The following is a 22,356-nucleotide window of genomic DNA, read 5'->3' on the forward strand; positions in this document are numbered from 1 at the left end:
TTCAGGCGGTAAATGTCATGGTCTTGGTGAAGCGCGCCCAGTTGCCTTGGGTTAGCAGTTGGAAGGTAACCGAGATCGTCTCCGCTTGAGTATTGACCACGTCGATCATGGCATCAAACGTACCGTTGCGCAGAGGCACGTCGGCCACTTGGCCTGGATAGTTGGTAAATCGCGCGCTCCCGGTCAGGGTCACACGTACGGAACCTATACCCGTTATAGTCACCGTGTCGTAACTGATCCGGTTGCGAGAATGTCCGTCAGCGAACGCACCGGTGGCAAGATTGGCCTTGGCTTGAAAATTTCCACTGGCGCCATCTGCCGGGAAGCTGCCGCGAAAGGCGATCTGCGCCGTGACGGTGGGTCTTCCTGCCTGGGTTGCACTCAACGTCGTACTGGTGGCGGTACAGCTGATCGCCTGCCGTGCGACGCCAACGCCATCTAGCGTCACCTGGACGGTTTGCAGGTTACCGGTAAACCTTGCCGTGCCCGACAGGCTAAGCGTTACCACAGCCCCCGGCTGGCCCACGACAGCAACGTGGTTGGTTTCTCTCGCATGCGCCCAGTCATGGGGCAACGCCCCTGTGGTCAGGCCGCCACTGGACACCACAAGACGTACCGGTGATGACCTGAACGTATAGGTACGCGTCGGAAACACTGTCCCGGTATTTTCATTACTGCTGCCGTCCAGGGTAACGGTGGCCTCCACCGTGAGGCTGGCATTGTCGGCCAACTCAAGCAGGCGGTTGCGCGGCAGGCTTCGGATGATGCCGGTCTGCAGTTCTGAGGGCTGCACCAACACGCCGTTTGCCAGGGTTACCAGCCAGTTGTTAGGACCTCGACAGCGCAGCCAGACCCGCTGCACCGTACTGATACTGCGCCATGGGTCGAGGCTGACGGTTGCGTCGCCAGTGAAGTTTGCAAGGTCAACCACGTTACCACTTGCCTGGTTAATTCTTGGCGTCGTGAGCAGCACCTGTTGCACCACGTAACGTGGTTGAGGAAAGGCGATGCCCTCGGCTTCATTTTGGCTGCCATAGGGCGTAACGGTCATTTCAATGCGCAGCTCACTGAGGTCCCTCAGTTGATGCAGGTCCGAGCGCAACAGGGGTCGGCGGATGCCCAGGTCGACTTCGCCGATCTGCACCAGCACGCCATTGGCCAAAATAACGGTTTTATCCGCCCCGGAAGCAAGCCTGCCCACAGCCCGCAGCCAGAAACGCTGCAGGGTGTTGATACCGCGCCACGCCTCGACGGCTACCGTGGCATTGCCGGTGAACCGCGCCAGATCAAGCAGATTGCCCTCGGCTTGCTCGATGAAAGGCGTGGGCGGGTTTATCAGCATGACACCTACCCACAGGGCCAGATCGTCGGAATAGCGCGTACGTTGCCCAGGCTCGGTTACCCAGTAACGTACGTAGACCTCACGGTTCAGACTTGGAGTGATGAACTCGATCGGCACCCGGGCCGTCAGTTCCACCGCGACAGTTACCGGGATGCTGAGGTTGTAGGTGCCTCCCGCTGCAGTACTCGACCACTCCACATGGACCGTCTGCCCCGCCAGCATATCGTCATAAATACGAATCCGCACAGTTGCGAACAAATGGCCTGTGGGGTCAAAGGCATCATTTTCGGCAAAGTCGACCGTTGGCTGGACCAGCTCCGGCACAGCGTCACCGACATGCAGGAACAGAGGTTCCGAATCCTGGGGTTCGTTACCGCTGACCAGTACCCGGTAATGTACATTCACCGTCCCCCCCTTAAGCAGCGCGATATGCCTGGATGGCACGCGAAAGTCGAGATAGTCCCCGACCATGTCCTCAAGGATCAGACGCTCCTCGGCATGGTGATACGCCTGGTTATTCGACTGCCGGCCATCCCAGATCATGCGTACCACCTGATTACGGGCCATGCCCGGGTAGGCCTCAATCCGTACGGTTGCCTCAGGCAGCGTATCGGGCAGAAGGCCGTCTGACGCTTCAAGAACACTTGGCGCCCGCAGCCCACTCAATTCACCCAGGATTCTAACCACCCTGCGTGACGAAAACGCCGAACCGCCGGCAAACTTGCGCAGCTCATAAGTGACATCGGCATAACCCTGGGGTATGTCCTGCAGCCGTTGATTGGGGACCGTGAAGGTTGCGATATAGGGTAACGTCTGCAGCTCGAAAGGTTCGGGCTCATACAGCAGCGGCCCAAGGCCAGTGGCGGTAAACCCGCGCCATTGCACCTGAATGATGTCCCACACCCTGACCCCCCCCGTAAGCGATGCATACACTTGCACCGTCACATCGAGGCCGTCGAGCTGTTCAAGGTCGATGTAGCCATTGGCGTCTGCCTCGCGCACCACAGGCGGCAACAGGCGACCGCCCCCGGCCTCGACGTGGGCGTAACTGGAAGGTGACCAACCGGCAGAAACGTTACCGACATCATCAAACAAGCGGTACTTGACCTCCAGCGCCTCAGAGTCCCCGGCGGCGATAATCCGCTCATAGTCGACGATCATTTCGATGGTCTGATTGACCTGGCCCAACCTGACCTCTTGACGCAGTATCACTGAGCCCCAGCTCAGCTCGATGACATCGCCTACCGCCATATTGGCCCACGGCAGGATGTATACCTCCACCCCCAACTGCGCATATTGCTCATCAATCAGATGGGGCGGTACCACCGGGGCTGCAAGCCCCTGGTGTCCAGGTTCGCCTGGATGCGGATCCGGGCCACCGGGCAGTGCCCGTTTGACCTTGATTCGCAACCGTGCCGAAGACCGGACCGGCCCCACGGCAGGTCGTACTTCGAACCAGACCTCGCTGATGCCATTGGTAATCCTGTCTACTGGCACATTGTCAAACAGGGCCTGATTCAGATTCTTGTCGGTAATGATGATGGGCGATGGCAAGACCGCTTGGCCTGCTCCCCAGTAAACCTGCACCTGGTCATTGAGCGCCATGCCCAGGTACGCCTCGATGATCACCAACAGGCCATCAGCGTCAGTGGCAAGCGCTGCCGCGGTGATACCGCCATCCAGGTTCTCCGGGTGACCAGTCAGGGGGTTCCAGTAGGGAATGATCAGAACGCTGCTTTCGATCAAGCGTACCTGGCCGAAGCGCAAGTACCATGGCCTCGGATCGTGCGCCTGTTGCGAGTGATGTGCAGCAGCGTGTAGTACAGGTAGTTGCGGGTCCTGGCTCATAGGGCACCTTGGCGTGGGTCAATGAAGCAGCCCCCTGCACCGTCCACAGTCCAGGACCGACCGGGAACTGCGGTCGGTCCTTATTCAATACCCCCCACTCCCTGGCCGCTACTGACAAAAATGCCAGGTACCCCGTCATCAACCGATGAGCGGTATTCAACTATTTTTAAAAGAAGTGTGACTTGCCCCCCGGTCGGGGGCATCAGTACAAGTAACTTACCGCTACGCAAACACGCATGCGGTTATATTCGATGTTTGGGCCCACAGAGAGACCGAACCCATGAACGCCCCGCTCCGTGTCAACGAAGCACTGCTGATTGCCGACCACGCCTTCGAACCTTTCCAGTGTGTTGCCTGGGATGCGCCCAATGGTACCGGTGAACTAAGCCTGGCAGTTATCGACCGGACCAGTACCCGCATTGGCAGCAAGCAGGTGCCGAGCAGCACCTACTCCGACCCCGCCCAGTGGGCTGATCTGATCGAGCAAGTGCGCGCCGAGCTGAGCGAAAAAGGTTATGACTTGCAGCCTTGGTCGATGCCTAGGTAACGACCGGTTAATTACCAAAGGCGCGGCCCAGGCGCCCGTCTTTGGTAACGTTGTTATAACTCGCCGATAAACTGCGACACTTTGCCGCAGTTATATTTATTGATGCCTGATTATTTGCCGAGTACTGCCAGCGTTTCCAGGTGCTGGTAATCGGCGTGCAGTTGTTGTGCAAGTAACTGCGCCCTGCCGAGCTTTACCGGCGAACTTTCAATATCTACCAGCAACGCTTGGCACGGCAGCGGCTGCAGCGCCTCCCAGGCCTTGAGCCGGCCATCGGTGACAATCAGGCAACGTTGCAGTTCTGCCGGATAACGCCGCTGACGCTCCTGCAGCCAGTCCCGTGCCTGCGCCAGTGCCGCCAGCAATGGCGTTCCGCCCCCCGCCCCCAACGCCTCAAGCCATGGCTGCAAGCTCGCCGAAGCCTTGAGCCCGTGTCGCTGCCAGTGGGGTGCATTGCCGCTGGCGGTGAGCAGGGTCAAGCGCGCGCGGTTGCGGTAGGCCTGGTCGAAGAAACTCGCCAGCATGCCCTTGGCCCGGCTCAGCGCCTGGTGTCGGCGGGTCGACGCCGACGCATCGACAATCACCAGCCAAAGCTCATGGGCGCTGGCCGTGCGCTGTTGCCAGCACAGCGCGTTACGCGTGCGCGGCCGGCCCTTGAGCAAGGTGGCCGGCCAGGCCACCGCGCCAGATGCCGCCTGTTTGCTGCGCCCACGCGGGCCTGCGGCAAGTGCTCCGGGCCGGGGTCTGGCATCCGCGCTGCTGCGGCGGCGGATGCTCAGGGCTTTTTTGCCCAGCTTGGCACCTCGCGCCGGGCGCCGCTCGGTGTGGCTTGCGGCGGTAATTCGCCCCATTGGCCCTGGCCTTGCTGCCCGGCCGCAGGCGGCAACGCGGCACCGTTATCTGGCGTTTGTGGTTGTGGCGCTGGCGCTTCGCGACGCCTATGGCGCAAGGCGAACTCGGCCACGGCATCGATATCCTCGGCCTCGATTACCTGAGCATCGCGCCAGGCTGCATGGGCGCGGGCAGCGCGCAGCCAGACCAGGTCGGCGCGCAGGCCATCAACGCCCGCAGCAAAACAGCGCTGGGTAATCTGCGCCAGGGCCTGGTCGTCCAGGGCAATCTGCGCCAAGCGCTCGCGAGCACCATGGCAACGCTCGCGCAGGGCCGCCTGAGCAGGCGCCCATTGGGCGCAAAAGGCCTCGGGATCACTGTCGAAATCCAGCCGGCGGCGAATGATCTGGCCACGGGCTTCAGGCAGCGGCTGGCCTTCGAGCACCACATTGAGGCCGAAGCGATCGAGCAACTGCGGGCGCAACTCACCTTCCTCCGGGTTCATGGTGCCAATCAACACGAATCGGGCGCTGTGGCGGTGGGAAATTCCGTCGCGCTCGACCCGGTTGGTGCCACTGGCAGCCACGTCCAGCAGCAGGTCGACCAGATGATCCGCCAGAAGGTTGACTTCATCCACATAGAGCACGCCGCCATCGGCCTTGGCCAGCACCCCGGGGGAAAACTGCGCCTTGCCCTGGCCCAGCGCCGCATCCAGGTCGAGGGTGCCGACCAGGCGCTCTTCACTGGCACCCAGCGGCAGGGTCACGAACGGCCCTTCGCCGAGCAAATCAGCCAGGCCCCGGGCCAGGGTGCTCTTGGCCATACCGCGCGGGCCTTCGATCAGCACGCCGCCGATCTTCGGGTCGATGGCGGTCAGGCACAGCGCCAGTTTCAGCTCATCGGCGCCGACCACGGCGGCCAGGGGAAAATGTGCAGGTTCGCTCATCTCAATTCTCTTCTTCGCCGTCCAGCAGCTGTTCTTCCAACGCTTCACGGTAATCACCCGGCTCCTGCCAGAGCCCGCGCTGCTGGGCTTCGAGCAGGCGCTCGGTGATGTCGCGCAAGGCCTCGGGGTTGTGCTGGCGGATAAAGTCGCGGGTCGCATCGTCGAGCACATAGGCGTCGGCCAGCGACTGGTAATGGTGGTCGTCGATCAGCTGCGTGGTGGCATCGAAAGCGAACAGGTTGTCGACGGTGGCCGCCAGCTCGAAGGCACCTTTATAGCCGTGACGCTTGACCCCGTCGATCCACTTGGGGTTCAGCGCCCGGGCGCGAATCACCCGGTTCAGCTCTTCTTTCAGGGTGCGGATGCGCGGCCGGTCCGGCTGGCTGTGGTCGCCGTGATAACTGGCCACCCTGCTGCCGCCCAGGCTCTCCACGGCGGCGAGCATGCCGCCCTGGAACTGGTAGTAGTCATTGGAATCGAGCAGGTCGTGCTCGTGGTTGTCCTGATTTTGCACCACCGCCTGCACCTGGCTCAGGCGCCGGGCAAAATCGGCGCGCGCCGGCGTGCCGTCATCGGCGGTGCCATAGGCATAGCCACCATGGTTCAGGTAAACCTCGGCGAGGTCCTGACGGTCATTCCACAGCCGTCCGTCAATGGCATTCTGCACGCCGGCGCCATAAGCGCCCGGCTTGGCCCCGAACACCCGCCAGCCGGCCTGGCGAGCGGCCCGTTCGGCGTCCAGGCCCTGGGCCAGCAGTTCTGCGCGCTCGCTACGGACCTTGGCCGCCAGCGGATTGAGCTCATCCGGCTCATCCAGCGCCGCCACCGCTTGCACCGCCGCATCGAACAGCTTGATCAGGTTGCCAAAAGCATCGCGGAAGAACCCCGAGACGCGCAAGGTGACATCCACCCGTGGCCGGTCGAGCAGGCTCAAGGGCAGGATTTCGAAGTCGTCGACGCGCTGGCTGCCGCTGGCCCACACCGGCCGCACGCCAAGCAGGGCCATGGCCTGGGCGATATCGTCGCCACCGGTGCGCATGGTCGCCGTGCCCCACACTGAAAGGCCGAGCTGGCGCAGGTGATCGCCATGGTCTTGCAGGTGACGTTCGAGGATCAGGTTGGCCGAGGCAAAACCGATGCGCCAGGCGGTGGTGGTCGGCAGGTTGCGCACATCGACGGTATAGAAGTTGCGCCCGGTCGGCAGTACGTCCAGGCGCCCGCGGCTTGGCGCACCACTGGGGCCGGCAGGCACGAAGCGACCGTCGAGAGCCGCCAGCAAGCCGTGCATTTCTGCCGGGCCGCAGCTGTCCAGTTGCGGCGCGACCTGCTGCGCCAGCGCGTCGAGAATCGCCTGTACCTGTGCCCATTCAGGGCCGCCGACCAGCTGCACGCTGCCATCGAGGGTCTGTTCGATCAGTTGGCTGGCGTACAGCTCAAGGCGCTCGCGGGTATCGCCGGCGGTGCGCCAGGCTTCGTCCAATGTCGCCAGGAGTGCGGGCCGAGGGCCTTGCCAGGGCTGGCCGAGGTCGCAATCGAGCGGGTCGAAGCCCAGGTTCAGCGCTTTGGCCAGGGCCCGCAACAAACTGCCGTTGGCCTCGCGCCCATCACCGCGTTCCACCCGCAATAGCGCCAGCAAGGTGTCGATACGCAGGCGCCCGGCCGGCGACTCGCCGAATACGTGCAGGCCATCGCGGATCTGCGATTCCTTGAGGTCGCACAGGTAGGTGTCCAGGCGTGGCAGCCAGATCGCGGCATCGTCCAGGGCGCCTTCGATCTGCAGTTCGCGATCGATATGGTTGTCGCGCACCAGCGCCAGGATGTCGCGCTGCAGCTCGCGGGCCCGGCGCGGGTCGAGCAGCTGCGCCTCGTAGTACTCGTCGGCGAGCAGCTCCAGGTGGCGCAACGGCCCGTAGGTTTCGGCGCGGGTCAGCGGCGGCATCAGGTGGTCGATGATCACGGCCTGGGTGCGGCGCTTGGCCTGGGCGCCCTCGCCCGGGTCGTTGACGATAAACGGGTAAATGTTCGGCAGCGGCCCGAGCAAGGCGTCCGGCCAGCAGCTCTCGGACAGCCCGACACCCTTGCCCGGCAGCCATTCCAGGTTGCCATGCTTGCCGACATGGATCAGCGCATCGGCGGCAAAGCCATGGCGCAGCCAGAAGTAGAACGCCAGGTAGCCATGCGGCGGCACCAGGTCCGGGTCGTGATAGACCGCGCTCTGGTCCAGCTGGTAGCCACGGGCCGGCTGGATGCCGACAAAAGTCAGGCCGTAGCGCAGGCCGGCGATCATCATCCGCCCGCTGCGCCACATCGGGTCCTGGCTCGGTTCGCCCCAGCGCTCGCGCACAGCGAGCTGATTGGCCTCGGGCAAGGTAGCAAAGGCCGCCAGGTAGTCCTCCAGGGCCATGCTCTGCATGCACGGGCGCAGGTCAAGGCTGTCCAGGTCATTGCTGACGCCACCGAGCAAAGCCTGGATCAGCGCCGTGCCGCTGACGGGCAAGGGCGCCAGCGGATAGCCCTGGGCCTGCAGGGTGCGCAGGATGTTCAGCGCCGCTGCCGGCGTATCGAGGCCCACGCCATTGCCGATGCGACCATCGCGGGTCGGGTAGTTGGCGAGGATCAGCGCCACGCGCTTCTGCCCGTTGGGTATCTGCGCCAGCGCACACCAGCGCCGCGCCAGCTCGGCGACAAAGTCCATGCGCTCGGGCTGGGCGCGGTAGCAGACCACATCGGACTGGCTGCGCTCGCTGCGCCAGGCCAGGTCCTTGAAGCTGACCGGGCGGGTGATGATGCGCCCGTCCAGCTCCGGCAAGGCGATGTGCATGGCCAGGTCACGGGCACCCAAGCCCTGCTCGCTGGCCTGCCAGGCCGGTTCGTTGTCCTGGGCGCAGATCGCCTGCAACACCGGGATGTCGCGGCGAAACGGGCGCAGGTGCGGCTGCTCGGGGCTGGACTGGGCAAAGCCTGTGGTGTTGATGATCAGCGCAGCGTCGACCTGGTCCAGCCAGTCTTCGACCTGCTGCAGGCATGCAGCCTCCTTGAGGCTGGCCACGGCGATCGGCAAGGGGTTGAGCCCGGCCAGCTGCAAACGCTCGCAAAAGGTGTCGATAAAGGCCGTGTTGGCCGCCTGCAGGTGCGAGCGGTAGAACAGGATCGGCACCACTGGCTGCTCGACCTGCCACTCGCCGAACCAGTCCTGCAGCACCGCAGCGGCCTTGCGCGGGTGGTACACCGCGGTGCGCGGCAGTTGCTGCGGTTCGCTCCACGGATAGTCGCGCTGCAGGTACTGGCTGGCCAGGCAGTTGAACAGGTTCAGGGCATTGGCCTTGCCGCCCTGGCGCAAGAAGTGCCAGAGCCGTTCGGCCTGCTCGGCCGGCACCGTACTCAGGCCGGTCAGTTCCGGGTCGGGGCGGTCGTCGCCGGGCACCAGGATCAACTGCACGCCACGGGCGGCCAGTTCCAGCAGTTGCTCCACACCATAGCGCCAGTAACCGACGCCGCCGTGCAGCGACACCAGGATAACCTTGGCATGGCGCAGCACCTGGTCGACATACAGGTCGACCGAGGCATGATTCTGTACCTGCATGGGGTTGGCCAGACGCAGGCTGGGGAAATCCTCGGGCAGCTGCTGGGCGGTTTCGGCCAGCAGCGCCAGGTGCGAGTCACCGCTGCAGAGGATTACCAGCTCGGCCGGGGTCTGGCCGAGGTCGGCAATGCTGTCGTCCGGTACAAAACCACCGGGCTGGGTCCGCAGCAGGTGCATGGGTCAGGCGCCCAGGGCGGCGCGCAGGCTCGCTTGCAGCTGCGGCGCATCCAGCTCCTGGCCGATCAGCACCAGGCGCGTGGTGCGCGGCTCTTCGCTGCGCCAGGCGCGGTCGAAGTGCTTGTCGAAACGGGTGCCTACGCCCTGGATCAGCAGGCGCATCGGCTTGCCCGGGATCGCCGCAAACCCTTTGACCCGCAGGATGCCGTGTTGCACCACCAGTTGGGTCAGGGCGTCGAGCAGCAGGCTTTCGTCGGCTTGCGGCAGCTCGATGGAGATCGAGTCGAAGGCGTCGTGGTCATGGTCGTCGTGATCGTCACCGTCGTGGTGCGAGTCGTGGTGGGTGCGGCGGCCATCGATGTGCGCCTCGGATTCGGCGCCCAGGCCCAGCAACACCTCCAGCGGCAGGCGGCCGCTGCTGGCTTCGATCACCTTGACCGCCGGCGGCAGCTCTTCTTCGACTTCGGCGCGAACCTTGGCCAGGTCGTCGGCGGCGATCAGGTCGGCCTTGTTCAGCACCACCAGGTCGGCGCTGGCCAGCTGGTCGGCGAACAGCTCGTGCAGTGGCGATTCGTGGTCAAGGTTGGGGTCGAGCTTGCGCTGCGCATCGACCTGCTCCGGGTAGGCGGCAAAGGTGCCGGCGGCAACCGCCGGGCTGTCGACCACGGTGATCACCGCATCAACGGTGCAGGCGTTACGGATTTCTGGCCACTGGAAGGCTTGTACCAGGGGCTTGGGCAGGGCCAGGCCGCTGGTTTCGATGAGGATATGGTCGAGGTCGCCGCGACGCGCCACCAGCTCGCGCATCACCGGGAAGAACTCTTCCTGCACGGTGCAGCACAGACAGCCATTGGCCAGCTCATAGACGCGGCCGCTGGCCTCTTCTTCAGTGCAGCCGATGCTGCATTGCTTGAGGATTTCGCCGTCGATGCCCAGCTCGCCAAACTCGTTGACGATCACCGCGATGCGCCGCCCCTGGGCGTTGTCGAGCATGTGCCGCAGCAGCGTGGTCTTGCCCGAGCCGAGGAAGCCGGTAACGATGGTGACGGGGAGTTTGGCCAGTGTTTTCATTTCGATGCCCTTGGCAGGATGGCGGGCATGCGGGACGAGCGCCAAAGGTGTTGCGCACCTGGCCTGTTCGCCACCGGATCACCCCGCCCGGTTGAATGTCGGAAACTGTTCGAGGCAGGTCTCCTGGCTTGCATTGCACCGGCGCCGTGGCCAGTCGAACGACGCCTTCCCGCACGTGCTGCAGTGGCTGTGTCGAACCCTTCAATGCTTACAGTTGCGGGGGCAGCCGCGGCTTGAACCGCGTTCCCGTCTTAGCTTCGGCCAGCGCCGAAGAACCTCGAAGCGGCTAGGCTACGCAGTGCCCGGTGAGCGGTCAACTGCTGTCACGATTGACGCCTGCCCGCGCCCGTGATTTGCTAACGCCATTCGTTTGGGTGCCCCTTGAGGGTGAAACTGGGAAACCGGTGCGTCGTACGCTCTTTATAGGGTGTATGGCAAGTCCGGTGCTGCCCCCGCAACGGTAAGTGAGAAAAGCGTCAGAGCCACTGTGCCCGCTGTCTGGCATGGGAAGGTGACGCCTGTGGTGTGGCCTGCGGCCAACCCTCACCAGCCCGGAGACCGGCCCAACGCTTGACCGAACAAACCCGCGGTGGGCGGGCGCTGTTACAACCCCTGGGCGAACGCCGCGCAGGGGTTTGCTGCGCTTGCCTGTTGCCGACAACACCAAGAGGAAAGCGCCATGCGTACCAGTACCGCCATTAACCAAGCCGTTACCCCGTCAAGCCTCAGCCAGCGTCTGCTGGTGGCTGTCGGCGCCTCGCTGCTGGGCCTGTGCCTGGTGTACTTCGCCGGTTTCTCGCACATCGAAGCAGTGCACAACGCTGCCCACGATACCCGCCACAGCGCCGCCTTCCCTTGCCACTGAGTGCTGCCCCGATGATCAAGCGTATTGCCAGTACCGCAGGCTTTACCGGCCTGCTGGCCGCCCTGCTGCTGACCCTGCTGCAAAGCTTCTGGGTCGCGCCGCTGATTCTCCAGGCGGAAACCTATGAAAGCGCCGCGCCTGCGCTCGAAGCGCCCCATGAACATGCCGCCGGCACCGCCGAGCATCATCACGACAGCGAAGCCTGGTCGCCGCAAGACGGCTGGCAGCGTGTGCTGTCGACCACCGGTGGCAATCTGGTGGTGGCGGTCGGTTTCGCCCTGATCCTCGCCGCGCTCTACACCCTGAGCGCACCGAAAACCGTGATCAGCGGCGCGCTCTGGGGCCTGGGCGGCTTTGCCGTGTTCTGCCTGGCGCCGACCCTGGGCCTGCCACCGGAACTGCCGGGCACCGCAGCCGCCGACCTGGCCCAGCGCCAGACCTGGTGGGTTGGCACCGCTGCCGCCACCGCCGTGGGCCTGGCCTTGATCGTGTTTGCCCACAACTGGCTGCTGAAGATAGTCGGCGCAGTCTTGCTGGTAGTCCCGCATGTGATTGGCGCGCCACAGCCGGAAGTGCACCAGATGCTCGCCCCAGAAGCCCTGGAAGCCGAGTTCAAGGTCGCCTCGCTGCTGACCAACGCCGCATTCTGGCTGGCCCTGGGGCTGATCAGCGCCTGGCTGTACCGCCGTTCGAGCCAGGCCTGAACTATGCAGCTGTACCTCGGCCTGGGTTGCCGTCGCGGCTGCCCGGCCGACGCCCTGAGCGAGCTGCTCACCCGCACCCTGCTCGCCCATGACCTGCCGCCCGGCGCGGTCATGGGCCTTGCCAGCATCGACCTCAAGCACGACGAACCCGGCCTGCATGAACTGGCCCGGCGCCTGGGCGTGCCGCTGCGGTTCTACAGTGCGGCGCAGCTGGCCGCTTTCGAATCACAGCTGAGCCATCGCTCTGCGCTAGCCTTCCAGCACAGCGGCTGTTATGGCGTGGCCGAGAGCGCCGCCCTGGCCCTGGCCGAGCAGCTCGGCGGCCCGGCCCGGCTGCTGGTCACTCGCACCTTGCAGGCCGACGCCAGCCTGGCATTGGCCTGCACCAGCGGTTTTCGCTGATAATCAGCCCTTTACCCGCAAGGACACCCCATGACCGTCTATTTCATCGGCGCCGGCCCCGGCGATCCGCAGCTGATCACCGTCAAGGGCCAGCGCCTGATCCAGCGCTGCCCGGTGATCATCTACGCCGGCTCCCTGGTGCCCGCCGCAGTGCTGGAAGGTCACCGCGCCGAGACCCTGATCAACAGCGCCGAACTGCACCTGGCGCAGATTATCGAAGCTATCAAGAGCGCCCACGACAATGGCCAGGACGTCGCCCGGGTGCACAGTGGCGACCCCAGCCTGTATGGCGCCATCGGCGAGCAGATCCGCTACCTGCGCGAGCTGGGCATCCCCTACGAGATTGTCCCCGGCGTCACCGCCGTGGCGGCCAGCGCCGCCCTGCTCGGCTGCGAGCTGACCCTGCCGGACATCGCCCAAAGTGTGATCCTCACCCGCTACGCCGACAAATCACCCATGCCGGCCGGCGAGCAACTGGCCGACCTGGCCCGCCACCAAACCACCCTGGCAGTGCACCTGGGGGTCAAGCACCTGGCTAAAATCGTCGAAGAGCTGCGCCCGCACTATGGCGGCGACTGCCCGATTGCCGTGGTGCACCGCGCAACCTGGCCGGACCAGGACTGGGTGCTGGGCACCCTGGAGACGATTGTCGAGCTGGCGGCAGCCAAGGATTTTCGCCGTACCGCGCTGATTCTGGTAGGCCGGGTGCTGGGCAACGACAGCTTCAGCGAGTCGGCGCTGTACCGCGCTGGCCACGCCCACCTGTATCGGCCCTGAGCGTATACACTGACGATTCCGTTCCGCCTGTGAGGACCTGACCATGCTCGAATTGCGCCCCAACTGTGAATGCTGTGGCAGCGACCTGCCCGGAGATAGCGCGGATGCGTTGATCTGCTCGTTCGAATGCACCTTTTGCCGTGTCTGCAACGAACGTCAGCTCAAGGGCCAGTGCCCCAATTGCGGCGGTGAGCTGGTCAAACGCCCGGCGCGCTCGGCGGCCAAGCTGGTCAACAACCCGGCCTCGACCCAGCGGATCGTCAAGGAACAGGGCTGCCCCAGCCACTGACACACTCACTCAGGGCTCTGGTACTGGCTCAGGTATTTGTCCAGTACCGCCTTGTCGCCGCTGCCATCCCCCGCCACCTGCCACAGGCGCCGTTCAATGCCCTGGGCCAGCAAGTGCCCCACCGCCGCCTCGATCGCCGACAGCACGCACAGCTGCGCCGGCTCGTTGGTGGTGTAGCCGACCTCGGCTTCCAGGAGCTTCTTGAATTCGATGAACTTGAACACCCCGGCGCTGCGCCCGACCGAGTAGATGGTCTTGCTGGTCATGACGTTGGCCAGCACCTGGCCGCTGCGCACGTCCACCGCCCGCAGGTTGACCGAGACCTGGTCGACCCGGTACTCGCGCGACAGGTCGATACCCAGGTAACGCGCGCCCTCGCCGCCGCTGCGCACGTTGGTGTCGTAGGCGATGATGCCGCCTTCGAGCATCAGGTTGGCCGCCTGCAGCGGCGGCAGCTCGCCCTGGATATTCACCGGGGTGTCGGGCTTTTTCTGCGAGGCGCGAATGATCTTGCGTTCGGTCAGCAGGTTCTGCAGCCCTTCGCGCTCGAGCACCACGAACCAGCCGCTGGCCTGCAGGGCATCCATCAGCATGCTCGCCGCGCCCTGGGTGACGCTGGTGGAAAACGAGCTGGCCGGGGTCGGCTTGTATTGCCCGGTCTGGTCGCGAAAACCATACACCACCGCCATCAGCCGGCCCTTGGGCCGCGGCATGTTGAGCAGGTCGTAGTAGGTCGAGGCCCGTGGCGTCAGGGTCGGGCTTTCGCTGTCCTGTTCGGCCGGCATCGGTTCGCGCAGGCTGCAGCCTTGCAAGGCGGCCAGGATCAGCAGTGTGCTCAGAATTCGTTTCATCGCTGTTTCTCCCCGTTGTCCTGTGCCCTTCAAGGGTTCAGGCCGTTGACCTGAATTTCCGAGATTTCCCCGGTTACCCGGTCGGTCACCTGAATGCTCAGGGCCCCCGAGTCGTCGATGACGTTGATGATGAAGGCGTCGGTCTGCAGGCTGCCGGTGTTGCCGTTGTTGATGTTGGTCAGCAGTTGCGAGAGCAGGCGCGACTCCAGCTGGCTGGTGAAGCGCTCCAGTGCCGAGGTGCTGGCAAAGGCCGAGGTGCGGTCCTTGATGGCCGGGTCTTCGTGATCGTTCTGCGCCTGGGCGTTGTTGAGCAGCCAGGTGCCGTTCAGCGGGTTGCCGCCAAACGCCGGGTTGACCGGGGTGTAGACCAGTTCCGTGGCGCTGGCTGCACTGGCGAGGCTCGCCAGCAATACCAGCGAGGCCAGGCTGCAGGTTTTGTTGTTGTTCATAGCTCGTCCCTCTCCAGATCAGTGGTGTCCTGCAGCAGCATCTGCAGCTTGCGCTGGATGATCTGCGCCTTGACCAGGTCCGCAGCCTCGTAGGCGGCGTCCTTAAGCTCGGTGGTGTTGGGTGGCAGAAAACGCCGGTACAGCACGCGTTGCTCGTACTCGACCGTCACCAGGCTGCCCCAGCGCGGGTCGGGTCGTTCACGTACCACCAGGTTGAAATCCAGGCGGCTGGTGGCACGCAGCCGCTCGGCAAAGCTGTAATAGAAGTCGTGGCCGATGTGCGAGATGGTGTTGTCGACGATAAAGCCCATCATCTCGTCCTCGGCGCCGCCCCGGGCGGTGCCGGCCAGCAGCACCAGGGCCAGGGCCAGGGCACTGAGGCGGCGGTTCATTGCCCGGCTCCCTGGGCCAGGCCCTTGCGTGCGCCGGCGGCGCTTTCGTTGAAAGCCTTTTCGGCGACGAACTGCCAGTCGCTGTAGTGCTCAAGGCCGTCGAACTCCGACCATTGCCCGGCAAAGCCGGTGCGTTTGAGCGGCAGGGCCTGGGAGCGGCTGTAGACGCCGGTGATGCGCCCGTCGATCGAGCGCAGCAGGCCCCAGTCATCGCTGGCGGTGATCGGGTCCGGGTACAACTTGCGCAGGTGCCGCTTGGGGTTGGGGTAACGGCTATCCTCCAGCAGCTCCTCAAGGCTCTGCGGGTATTGGGCCAGGCCAGGTGAGGCGCGAAAGTAGCTGCGCAGGGCCTGGGCATACTGGCCGCCGACCCACAGCAGCTCGCGTTCGCGCTCGCGCTGGGCGACGGTCGACCACAGCGTGCCGGTGGCCGCCAGGGCCATGCCGGTGACGGCAATCAGCAACAGCACGCCCAGGTAGGTGAAGCCTGCCTGCCCGGCATTACCACTCGGCATAAAGGCTGCCATCACGGGCCCTCCCGGTTGAACCGCTTTTGATGTCGGCAACGGCGCCGGCGACGCCTTCAGGCGGTGCCACCAGCAGCCAGCCGTCACGGCGTTCGGTGATCGGGTCCAGCGGCGCGCCGCGCAGGTAGCGCTGCTCGACCAACTGTTCCAGCGACTCGGGGTAGCGGCCGGTGTCGCCGTAGTAGTGGTCCAGCGCCTCGCGCATCACCGCCAGGCTCTGGCGCAGGGTGGCCTCGCGCGAGGTCTCGAGGCTGTTGAAGTAGCGCGGCATGGCGATGGTCATCAGCGTGGCGATGATCGCCATCACCACCAGCAATTCGATCAAGGTAAAGCCCTGGTTGCGTTTCATGCTGCTCACCACTGCCCGTAGGCGATGCCGTTGAGGCCCTTGCCGCGGGCCCGGGAGTACACATCAAAAACGTCTTCACCATCACGCGGGCTCTGCGCCGGGCTGTCGTAGGCGCGCAGGCCCCACCCGCCCTGCTCGTCGTCCTTGCGCGCGGCCAGCAGCGGGTCCTGGGGAATGCGCCGCAGAAAGTAGAACTTTGCGCCCTTGGCACTGCGCACATCGCGCACGCCATCGACCAGCACCTGCAGGTTCGGCGGGTAGCCGCTGGCGTCGAGGGACTTCTCGATATAGCCGGCGTCGAAGGCGCGCTTGTAGGCGTCGATGGCATCGCGCAGTTGGTACAGCGCGGTGCGCAGCTCCTGCTCCTTGTTGCGCCGCACCAGGGTTTCGGTCAGCGGCGCAGCAATCGAGGCGAGCAACCCGAGCAGTGCCAGGGTCAGCATCACTTCGATCAGGCTGAAACCTGCCATCGGGCGTTTCATGATTTACGGCCTCACCGCGGTCGGTACCGCCGCAATGGGTTGTTCGTCGTCGACCTCGATGCTGCGGTTGAGGTTGCGGATCTGCATGCTGGTTTCAGTGCCGGTGGCAAACTCCATGTCCGACGGGCTCTGGTACGGCAGGTTGCGGATGATCCGCGGGGTGATCGACAGCACCAGCTCCGACTGGCTGTTGTCGCTGCGGTTGCTGCCGAACAGCCGGCCCAGGCCGGGAATGTCGCCAAGCCCCGGGATCTTGTTGCCGCTGCCACCCTGGTCGTTGCGCATCAACCCGGCCAGCACCTGGGTTTCGCCGTCGTGCAGGCGCAGGCTGGTCTGGGCGTTGCGGGTGTCGACCTGAACCGGGATGGTGCCCTGGCGGGTCGGCTCCAGCGGCTTGGCGTTGCTGACTTCCAGGGCCACCTTGATCGCCACTTCGTTGTTCAGGTGCACCACCGGGGTCACTTCGAGCTTGAGGCCGACGTCCAGGTAGGTGACGCTTTCGGTGATCACCGGGCCCTGAGTCGAGGGCACCGAGGTGGCGCTGATGATCGGCACCCGCTGGCCAATGTGGATGCGCGCCTGTTCACGGTTGCTGACGCGGATCACCGGGCTTGCCAGGGTGTTGATGTCGTTGTCCTGGGCGTTGATCTTGGCTTGCGGTGCCGGGGCGATGCTGATGCGCGAGGAGTTGATGCCGCGCAGTTGGTCGAGGGTGCCCACCGGGTTGCCATCGGCGTTGAGGATGCCAAAGGTGTTGGGCCACTGCAGGCCGAGTTCGAGGATCCGCGAACGGGCAACCTCCATCACTTCCACCTCCAGCACCACTTCCGGGTTGGACTGGTCCTGGGACTGCAGCAGTTTCTCGGCCATGCGCACGGCGTCGGGGGTGTCGCGCATGGTCAGGGTGTTGAGGCGCTCGTCGACGAACACGTCGCGGGTCTTGAGCATGGTCTTGACCATGTTCAATGCGGTGTTGGCGTCGATGCTGGTCAGGTAGAAGGTGCGCATCACCAGTTCCTGGTAATCCTTGAGCTTCTGCGGCGAGTCCGGGTAGATCAGCAGGGTGTTGTCGTTCACCACCTTCTGGTGCAGCTGGTTCTGTTCCAGCAGCAGGGCCACGGCGTCTTCGATGCGCACGTCACGCACGAAGATGGTCGCCTTCATGTCCGGGCGCAGGTCCTTGTCGAAGATGAAGTTCAGCCCCGCCACCTGCGACAGCACCTCGAAGATGGTCTTCAGGTTGGCGTCGCGAAACTCCAGGGTCACCGGCCGTTCGAGCTTGCTGCGCAGTTGCGGGTTGGGCTGGGCGGTGCGGCTTTGCACCCGCTCGATGTCCTTGCGCAGGGCCAGGCCACCTTCGTTCTGCGGGTCGAGCAGCAGCACTTCGCGCATGTGCCGCTCGGCGCCGAACAGGTCGCCGCTGCGCAACGCCGCCTGGCCCAGGGCAATGCGCTCGCCCAGGTTGCGCATCTGCTCGATCTGGCGCACCGCATCCAGGGCCCGGCGGTTGTTCGGCTCCAGGGTCAGCACCCGCCCGTAACCTGTGCGCGCACCGCCGAAGTCATGGCGGCTGCGGTCGCTGTCGGCCTGGGTCAGCAGCGCCTCCACCGCCTGGCGCCGGCCCTGGATCAAGGCGATGTTCAGTTCGGTGTCGCGCGGGTGTTCCTTGAGCGCGTCTTCAAGCTGGGCGATTCCGGCCTCGTACTGGCCCTCACCGATCAGGGCCTGGGCGTCCTTGCGCACACCCGAAGTGCCGCATCCGGCCAGGGCGACACACAGGGCAAGCATCAGGTACGGCGCTTTGTGGCTGAGCCTTGGCGAATTCATGGTGCGCTCCCTACAGACAAGGTCTGGGACAGGTGCAATGGCAGGTAGACCAGGCTCAGCTCCGTGGCGGAGATCTGCTCGATCCGGTAGGTGTCATCGATCACGTCGCCGCGGCGCACGACGTAGAGTTTTTCGCCGCTTTGCAGGAACACCTGCTGGTCGTCGCGATCATCCAGGCGGCCAACGAACTGGAATGGCAGTGCCGGGGCGACAGGCGCCACGGCCACCGGAGCGATGACCACCGGTTGTTCGGTGACGGTGGTGACCTGCACCGCAGGCTTCCAGCTCTTGCTCGGGAACAGGTCGCGCGGCTGCAGGGCTGCCGGCCTTGCCGCCATCTGCGCAGTCGGCGTCAGCGGTGCAGAAGCCTTGCCGGCGACCTCAACAGCCGCCTCGGCGTCTTCAGCGACGTCGTCGAAGAAATACCCCGGCGCCCAGGCCAGCACTGCGGCGGTGCCGAGAAAAGCCAGCCAGGCCAGGCTGCGTTGAGTGTTCATCATGACCTCGACAGGTAAAGGGTCATACGGATGCGCCCGGTCAGCTCGCGGTCGCCGATCTTCTTGCGCTGCAGGTCAATGTCTTCGAGCACCAGTGCCGGCAACTGGCCGAGCAAGGCATGCACGTAGCGGCGGATTTGCGGGTAGCTGCCGCGCACCGGCAGGAGGATCTGGTAACGCGCCAGCTGAGTCTTGGGATCGACCCCCAGGGCGTACTCGCCGCGGGCCAGGGTGATCTGCTCGGCCTTGGCCAGGGCGTAGATGCGGTCGATGGCCACCGTGGCCTGAGGCTGGGCCGGCAGCTGTTTGTGAAAGTCTTCCAGCTCGTGCCTGGGCACCTGCGCCAGCTTCAGCGTGCCCTGCTTGAACTGCGCGACCTGGGCCAGGGCCAGGTCGCGCTGCAGCTCCAGCTGTTGCAACTGCTGCCATTGGCCGAGCAAGGCAGTAACGCCATACAGCAGGGCCAGGGCCAGCAACCCGGCACCGGCCAGGCCCACTACGCCGAGCTGGCGGGCGCGTTCATGGAGGATCAGGCTAGGGATGCGCATTGCCGTTCTCCCAGGTGGCCGACAGGTTGAACTGCACCGGATGCTCGGCCTGCTTGGCGATGATTTCGTGGTTGAGCAGCGACACATCGCGCAGCTCGTCGCTGGCTTCCAGACGCTTGTGGAAGGCCAGCATGGCCTCCAGGTCGCGGGCCTCGGCGCTGATGCGCAGTTGGCCCTTGCGCGCATCGGGGGTCAGGGTGAGCAAGGCAACGTCGTCTTGCGCCAGCCCTTCAAGCATGTTGAACAGGCGCTCCCACGGCCGTTGCAGTTGCTGCGAGACGCTGCGCATCTGTGCCAGTTTCTCGGCCTGCTCGCGGCTTTGCGCGGCATTGAGCGCTGGCTCGGCCTGGGGCCGTTTGCCCAGTTGCCGGTCGAGCTGTTCAAGTTGCTGTTCAAGCCCGGCCTGTTGTTGATCGAAGCCCTGCTGCAGCAGCGCAGTGCCGAGCAGCAGGCTCAGTGCGCATGCCAACAGCGCCCAGGCGGGCCAACCTGTGCGGGCGGGTTGCAGGTCCAGCATCAGGCGGCGCATTTCAGGCCACCGCCCGTGACATGCTGCACAGCACGTCGCGTACCGCCAGCGGCGCTGGCGCCAGCTCGCACAGTTGCACGCCCGCCAGCGCCGGTACTGGCTCAAGGCGCCCGGGCGCATGCAGGTACACCGGCAGTTGCCCCTCGCCCTGGTGCAACTCGCTGTGGCGGGCGATCAAGGCTTGCAGGGCCTGGTCACTGTCGCTGCAGCCCTGGGCACTGACGTGCTGCCAGGCGCCGTTTTGCGCCAGCAGGCAGACGCTGCGTTGCGGCTCGGCCAGGACGAAGAGAAAGTCGCCCTGCCCCAGTTGCTCGGCAAAGTGGTTGTAGGCCGCCATCAGGTAAGGCCGCGTCGAGCGCAGGCGTAGCCCAAGGTTGCGGCACAGGGCCTCAAGCTGATCGAGCAAGGCCTGCGGCGTGGCGCTGGCGATGCGCGGGCAACCGCCGGCTTCGGGGGATACGACAATGCGCCAGCCTTCCAGGCTCTGCCCGTAATGCGCCTCGAAACAGGCGCGGGCGTACTGCTGCAACTCGTCCGGGCGGCTGATGGCGGCGCTCCAGGGCACCAGGCAGAAGCGGCTGTACTGGGCCGAGAGCAACACCTGCAACTGCGCACCCTTGCCGGCATGTTCAACCAGCAGGTGCTGCAGCGACTCCAGGGCCACGGCCCAGGCCAGGCTGCGCTCGGCGATAAAGTCCAGGCTTGAGAGCCAGCGTTGCTGTTGACCCTGGCGTTGGCACAGGCCCACACCCTGGGCGCCGAGCACGGCGATAAAGCGATCAGGCGATAAAAGTGACACGATTGATCTCCTCCAGGGTGGTCCGGCCATCACGCACCAGCTCCAGCGCCGAGCTGCGCAGCAGGCGCAAGCCGCGTTGGCAGGCCAGGGTCTTGATTTGCGCCAGGGGCTTGCGCTCGACGATCATCTGGCGCAGGTCGTCATCCAGGTGCAGCAGCTCGGCAATCGCCGTGCGCCCGCGATAACCGCTGCCCCGGCACTGGCCGCAGCCACTGCCGTGAACGAAGCGGTAATGGCCGACCTGGCCGGGCTCCAGGCCCGAGGCGACGAGTTCTTCATCACTGGGTTGCTGGGCAGCGGCGCAGTGCGGGCACACCAGGCGAATCAGGCGCTGGGCCAGCACGGCGTTGAGCGCCGAGACAAAGCTGTAGGGGTCGACCTGCATCTGGCTGAAGCGGCCGATCACATCGAAGACGTTGTTGGCGTGGATGGTGGTGAACACCAGGTGCCCGGTGAGTGCCGACTGCACGGCGATTTGCGCAGTGTCCGGGTCGCGGATTTCGCCGACCATGATTTTGTCCGGGTCGTGGCGCAGGATCGAGCGCAGGCCGCGGGCGAAGGTCAGGCCTTTCTTTTCATTGACCGGGATCTGCAGCACCCCCGGCAACTGGTACTCGACCGGGTCTTCGATGGTGATGATCTTGTCTACGCCGTGGTTGATCTCGCTGATCATGGCGTAAAGGGTGGTGGTCTTGCCGCTGCCGGTGGGGCCGGTGACCAGGATCATCCCGTAGGGTTCGCTGGCCAGCCGGCGCAGGCTGCGCAGGGTCTGCTGTTCAAAGCCCAGGGCCTGCAACTGCACGCCGCTGACGCGATCGGCCAGGTCCTGTTTGTCGAGCACCCGCAACACCGCGTCTTCGCCGAAAATGCTCGGCATGATCGACACCCTGAAATCGATCTGCCGGGCGCTGATGCCGATCTTGAAGCGGCCGTCCTGGGGCACGCGTTTCTCGCCGATGTCAAGCTCAGCCATGACCTTGATCCGCGAGATCACCTGGTCGGCGAACTCGCTGCCACTGACCTTGCTGATGCTGTTGAGTACGCCGTCGATGCGGTACTTGATCACCAGGCCGCTGCCGGTCACGCCCAGGTGAATGTCGCTGGCGTGCATCTTCAGGGCATCGTAGAGGGTCGAGTTGACCAGCTTGACCACCCGGCTCTGGTCTTCGCTGATGCTCGCCAGCGACAGGCTCTGCAGGCTGTCGAGCTCGTTGGCGGTTTCGTTCTCGGTGTCCAGCGAATCGACCGCGTGGAAGCTCTCTTCGTGGCGGGCCAGAAAGCCCGTGAGCTCAGCGGCTTGCACCAGGTACAGCGGTGCGCCTTGCAGGCAGTCATCGATCCAGGCCAGGCGGGCGTCGTCGAAGGGGTCGGCGAACACCCCGAGGGTCTGGCCGTCATGCTGGAGGAGGATGAATTCGCGTTTCAGGCACTGGGCCAGGCTGACCCGCTCGAACAGCGGCGTGGCGGCGAACAGCGCCGGGCCGTCGAGCAGCGGGTAATGCAGGGTGGCGCCCAGGCACTGGACAAACGCTGCCGGCTCAAGACCGCTGAGCGATTGCAGGGTATCGAGCAGGCGCTCGCCGCTGAGTTCGGCACTGGCCCTGGCCTGGGCCAGCAGCGCGCGACCAAGGGGCGCCGGGGTGCTGGCTACAACGGGAGGAACGAGCGACAACGGTTCCATGGCATGCTCTCCGACGCGGGGCGCGGAGAGCCTGGTTCAGCCC

General features: G+C 64.9%; 23 protein-coding genes and 2 riboswitches. Of the genes, 6 read left to right on the forward strand and 17 right to left on the reverse strand.

From position 1 onward, the window contains the following. Position 1: 1 nt before the first annotated feature. Positions 2–3,190, reverse strand: a complete 3,189-nt coding sequence (locus tag LOY34_RS14125; protein WP_195884237.1) for a hypothetical protein — start codon at positions 3,188–3,190, stop codon at positions 2–4. A gap of 280 nt (positions 3,191–3,470) precedes the next feature. Between LOY34_RS14125 and LOY34_RS14130 the strand changes: the two genes are divergently transcribed. Then, the gene (locus tag LOY34_RS14130) at positions 3,471–3,737 is read left to right on the forward strand and encodes a hypothetical protein (RefSeq protein ID WP_045198333.1); all 267 of its coding nucleotides are present in this window, start codon (positions 3,471–3,473) and stop codon (positions 3,735–3,737) included. A gap of 110 nt (positions 3,738–3,847) precedes the next feature. On the opposite strand, the gene LOY34_RS14135 is transcribed toward LOY34_RS14130, so the two are convergent. The 4 genes from LOY34_RS14135 to cobW are packed head-to-tail and all read right to left on the reverse strand — an operon-like array spanning position 3,848 to position 10,345. Then, a complete protein-coding gene (locus LOY34_RS14135; protein ID WP_195884238.1) occupies positions 3,848–4,588 on the reverse strand; it encodes a VWA domain-containing protein in 741 nt (246 codons plus the stop codon). Next, entirely contained in the window at positions 4,513–5,514 is a 1,002-nt protein-coding gene (locus tag LOY34_RS14140) for an ATP-binding protein (RefSeq protein WP_195884239.1), read from the reverse strand. The genes LOY34_RS14135 and LOY34_RS14140 overlap by 76 nt, the downstream gene beginning before the upstream one ends. A gap of 1 nt (position 5,515) precedes the next feature. Continuing rightward, complete coding sequence (gene cobN / locus LOY34_RS14145) at positions 5,516–9,274, reverse strand: cobaltochelatase subunit CobN (protein ID WP_195884240.1); 3,759 nt, start codon at positions 9,272–9,274, stop codon at positions 5,516–5,518. 3 nt (positions 9,275–9,277) lie between these two features. Next, the gene (cobW, locus tag LOY34_RS14150; RefSeq protein ID WP_045198466.1) at positions 9,278–10,345 is read right to left on the reverse strand and encodes a cobalamin biosynthesis protein CobW; all 1,068 of its coding nucleotides are present in this window, start codon (positions 10,343–10,345) and stop codon (positions 9,278–9,280) included. Positions 10,346–10,440: 95 nt separating this feature from the next. Continuing rightward, positions 10,441–10,640, reverse strand: a riboswitch (cobalamin riboswitch). A 60-nt stretch (positions 10,641–10,700) separates the two neighbouring features. Next, positions 10,701–10,927, forward strand: a riboswitch (cobalamin riboswitch). A 97-nt stretch (positions 10,928–11,024) separates the two neighbouring features. Between cobW and LOY34_RS14155 the strand changes: the two genes are divergently transcribed. From LOY34_RS14155 to LOY34_RS14175, 5 genes are read left to right on the forward strand one after another with little or no spacing between them, the layout of a single operon-like run. Further along, complete coding sequence (locus LOY34_RS14155; RefSeq protein ID WP_036995824.1) at positions 11,025–11,210, forward strand: CbtB domain-containing protein; 186 nt, start codon at positions 11,025–11,027, stop codon at positions 11,208–11,210. Positions 11,211–11,221: 11 nt separating this feature from the next. Next, the gene (locus LOY34_RS14160) at positions 11,222–11,914 is read left to right on the forward strand and encodes a CbtA family protein (protein WP_195884241.1); all 693 of its coding nucleotides are present in this window, start codon (positions 11,222–11,224) and stop codon (positions 11,912–11,914) included. 3 nt (positions 11,915–11,917) lie between these two features. Beyond that, a complete protein-coding gene (locus LOY34_RS14165) occupies positions 11,918–12,316 on the forward strand; it encodes a cobalamin biosynthesis protein (protein ID WP_195884242.1) in 399 nt (132 codons plus the stop codon). A 30-nt stretch (positions 12,317–12,346) separates the two neighbouring features. Then, complete coding sequence (gene cobM / locus LOY34_RS14170) at positions 12,347–13,093, forward strand: precorrin-4 C(11)-methyltransferase (RefSeq protein ID WP_045198321.1); 747 nt, start codon at positions 12,347–12,349, stop codon at positions 13,091–13,093. A 43-nt stretch (positions 13,094–13,136) separates the two neighbouring features. Further along, positions 13,137–13,382 carry a DUF1272 domain-containing protein gene (locus LOY34_RS14175; protein WP_093382280.1) on the forward strand — a complete coding sequence of 82 codons (246 nt, stop codon included), beginning with the start codon at positions 13,137–13,139 and terminating at the stop codon, positions 13,380–13,382. Between the two features lie 5 nt (positions 13,383–13,387). Here the strand turns inward: LOY34_RS14175 and LOY34_RS14180 are convergent, their stop codons facing one another. From LOY34_RS14180 to LOY34_RS14235, 12 genes are read right to left on the reverse strand one after another with little or no spacing between them, the layout of a single operon-like run. Continuing rightward, positions 13,388–14,233, reverse strand: a complete 846-nt coding sequence (locus tag LOY34_RS14180; protein ID WP_123566619.1) for a CsgG/HfaB family protein — start codon at positions 14,231–14,233, stop codon at positions 13,388–13,390. 29 nt (positions 14,234–14,262) lie between these two features. Beyond that, complete coding sequence (locus tag LOY34_RS14185; RefSeq protein ID WP_045198317.1) at positions 14,263–14,682, reverse strand: curli assembly protein CsgF; 420 nt, start codon at positions 14,680–14,682, stop codon at positions 14,263–14,265. After that, positions 14,679–15,074 (reverse strand): curli production assembly/transport protein CsgE, encoded by a 396-nt coding sequence (gene csgE, locus LOY34_RS14190; protein ID WP_045198315.1) that lies wholly within the window; start codon positions 15,072–15,074, stop codon positions 14,679–14,681. The genes LOY34_RS14185 and csgE overlap by 4 nt, the downstream gene beginning before the upstream one ends. Further along, entirely contained in the window at positions 15,071–15,601 is a 531-nt protein-coding gene (locus LOY34_RS14195; RefSeq protein ID WP_045198314.1) for a type II secretion system protein, read from the reverse strand. The genes csgE and LOY34_RS14195 overlap by 4 nt, the downstream gene beginning before the upstream one ends. Further along, positions 15,576–15,950, reverse strand: coding sequence for a type II secretion system protein (locus tag LOY34_RS14200; protein ID WP_093382267.1), 375 nt, complete (start codon positions 15,948–15,950; stop codon positions 15,576–15,578). The genes LOY34_RS14195 and LOY34_RS14200 overlap by 26 nt, the downstream gene beginning before the upstream one ends. Positions 15,951–15,955: 5 nt before the next feature. Next, a complete protein-coding gene (locus LOY34_RS14205) occupies positions 15,956–16,432 on the reverse strand; it encodes a prepilin-type N-terminal cleavage/methylation domain-containing protein (protein WP_045198311.1) in 477 nt (158 codons plus the stop codon). Between the two features lie 3 nt (positions 16,433–16,435). Then, positions 16,436–18,259, reverse strand: coding sequence for a secretin N-terminal domain-containing protein (locus LOY34_RS14210; RefSeq protein WP_195884243.1), 1,824 nt, complete (start codon positions 18,257–18,259; stop codon positions 16,436–16,438). Next, entirely contained in the window at positions 18,256–18,756 is a 501-nt protein-coding gene (locus LOY34_RS14215; RefSeq protein ID WP_045198308.1) for a hypothetical protein, read from the reverse strand. Before LOY34_RS14215 ends, LOY34_RS14210 begins: the two co-directional genes overlap by 4 nt. Beyond that, positions 18,756–19,304 carry a type 4a pilus biogenesis protein PilO gene (gene pilO / locus LOY34_RS14220; RefSeq protein WP_195884244.1) on the reverse strand — a complete coding sequence of 183 codons (549 nt, stop codon included), beginning with the start codon at positions 19,302–19,304 and terminating at the stop codon, positions 18,756–18,758. The genes LOY34_RS14215 and pilO overlap by 1 nt, the downstream gene beginning before the upstream one ends. Next, a complete protein-coding gene (locus LOY34_RS14225; protein WP_195884245.1) occupies positions 19,291–19,833 on the reverse strand; it encodes a PilN domain-containing protein in 543 nt (180 codons plus the stop codon). The genes pilO and LOY34_RS14225 overlap by 14 nt, the downstream gene beginning before the upstream one ends. A gap of 1 nt (position 19,834) precedes the next feature. Continuing rightward, a complete protein-coding gene (locus LOY34_RS14230) occupies positions 19,835–20,662 on the reverse strand; it encodes a hypothetical protein (RefSeq protein ID WP_195884246.1) in 828 nt (275 codons plus the stop codon). Beyond that, complete coding sequence (locus tag LOY34_RS14235) at positions 20,613–22,313, reverse strand: GspE/PulE family protein (protein ID WP_195884247.1); 1,701 nt, start codon at positions 22,311–22,313, stop codon at positions 20,613–20,615. Before LOY34_RS14235 ends, LOY34_RS14230 begins: the two co-directional genes overlap by 50 nt. Between the last annotated feature and the right edge of the window lie 43 nt (positions 22,314–22,356).

Source organism: Pseudomonas sp. B21-009 (genome assembly GCF_024749345.1).
Lineage (GTDB): Bacteria > Pseudomonadota > Gammaproteobacteria > Pseudomonadales > Pseudomonadaceae > Aquipseudomonas.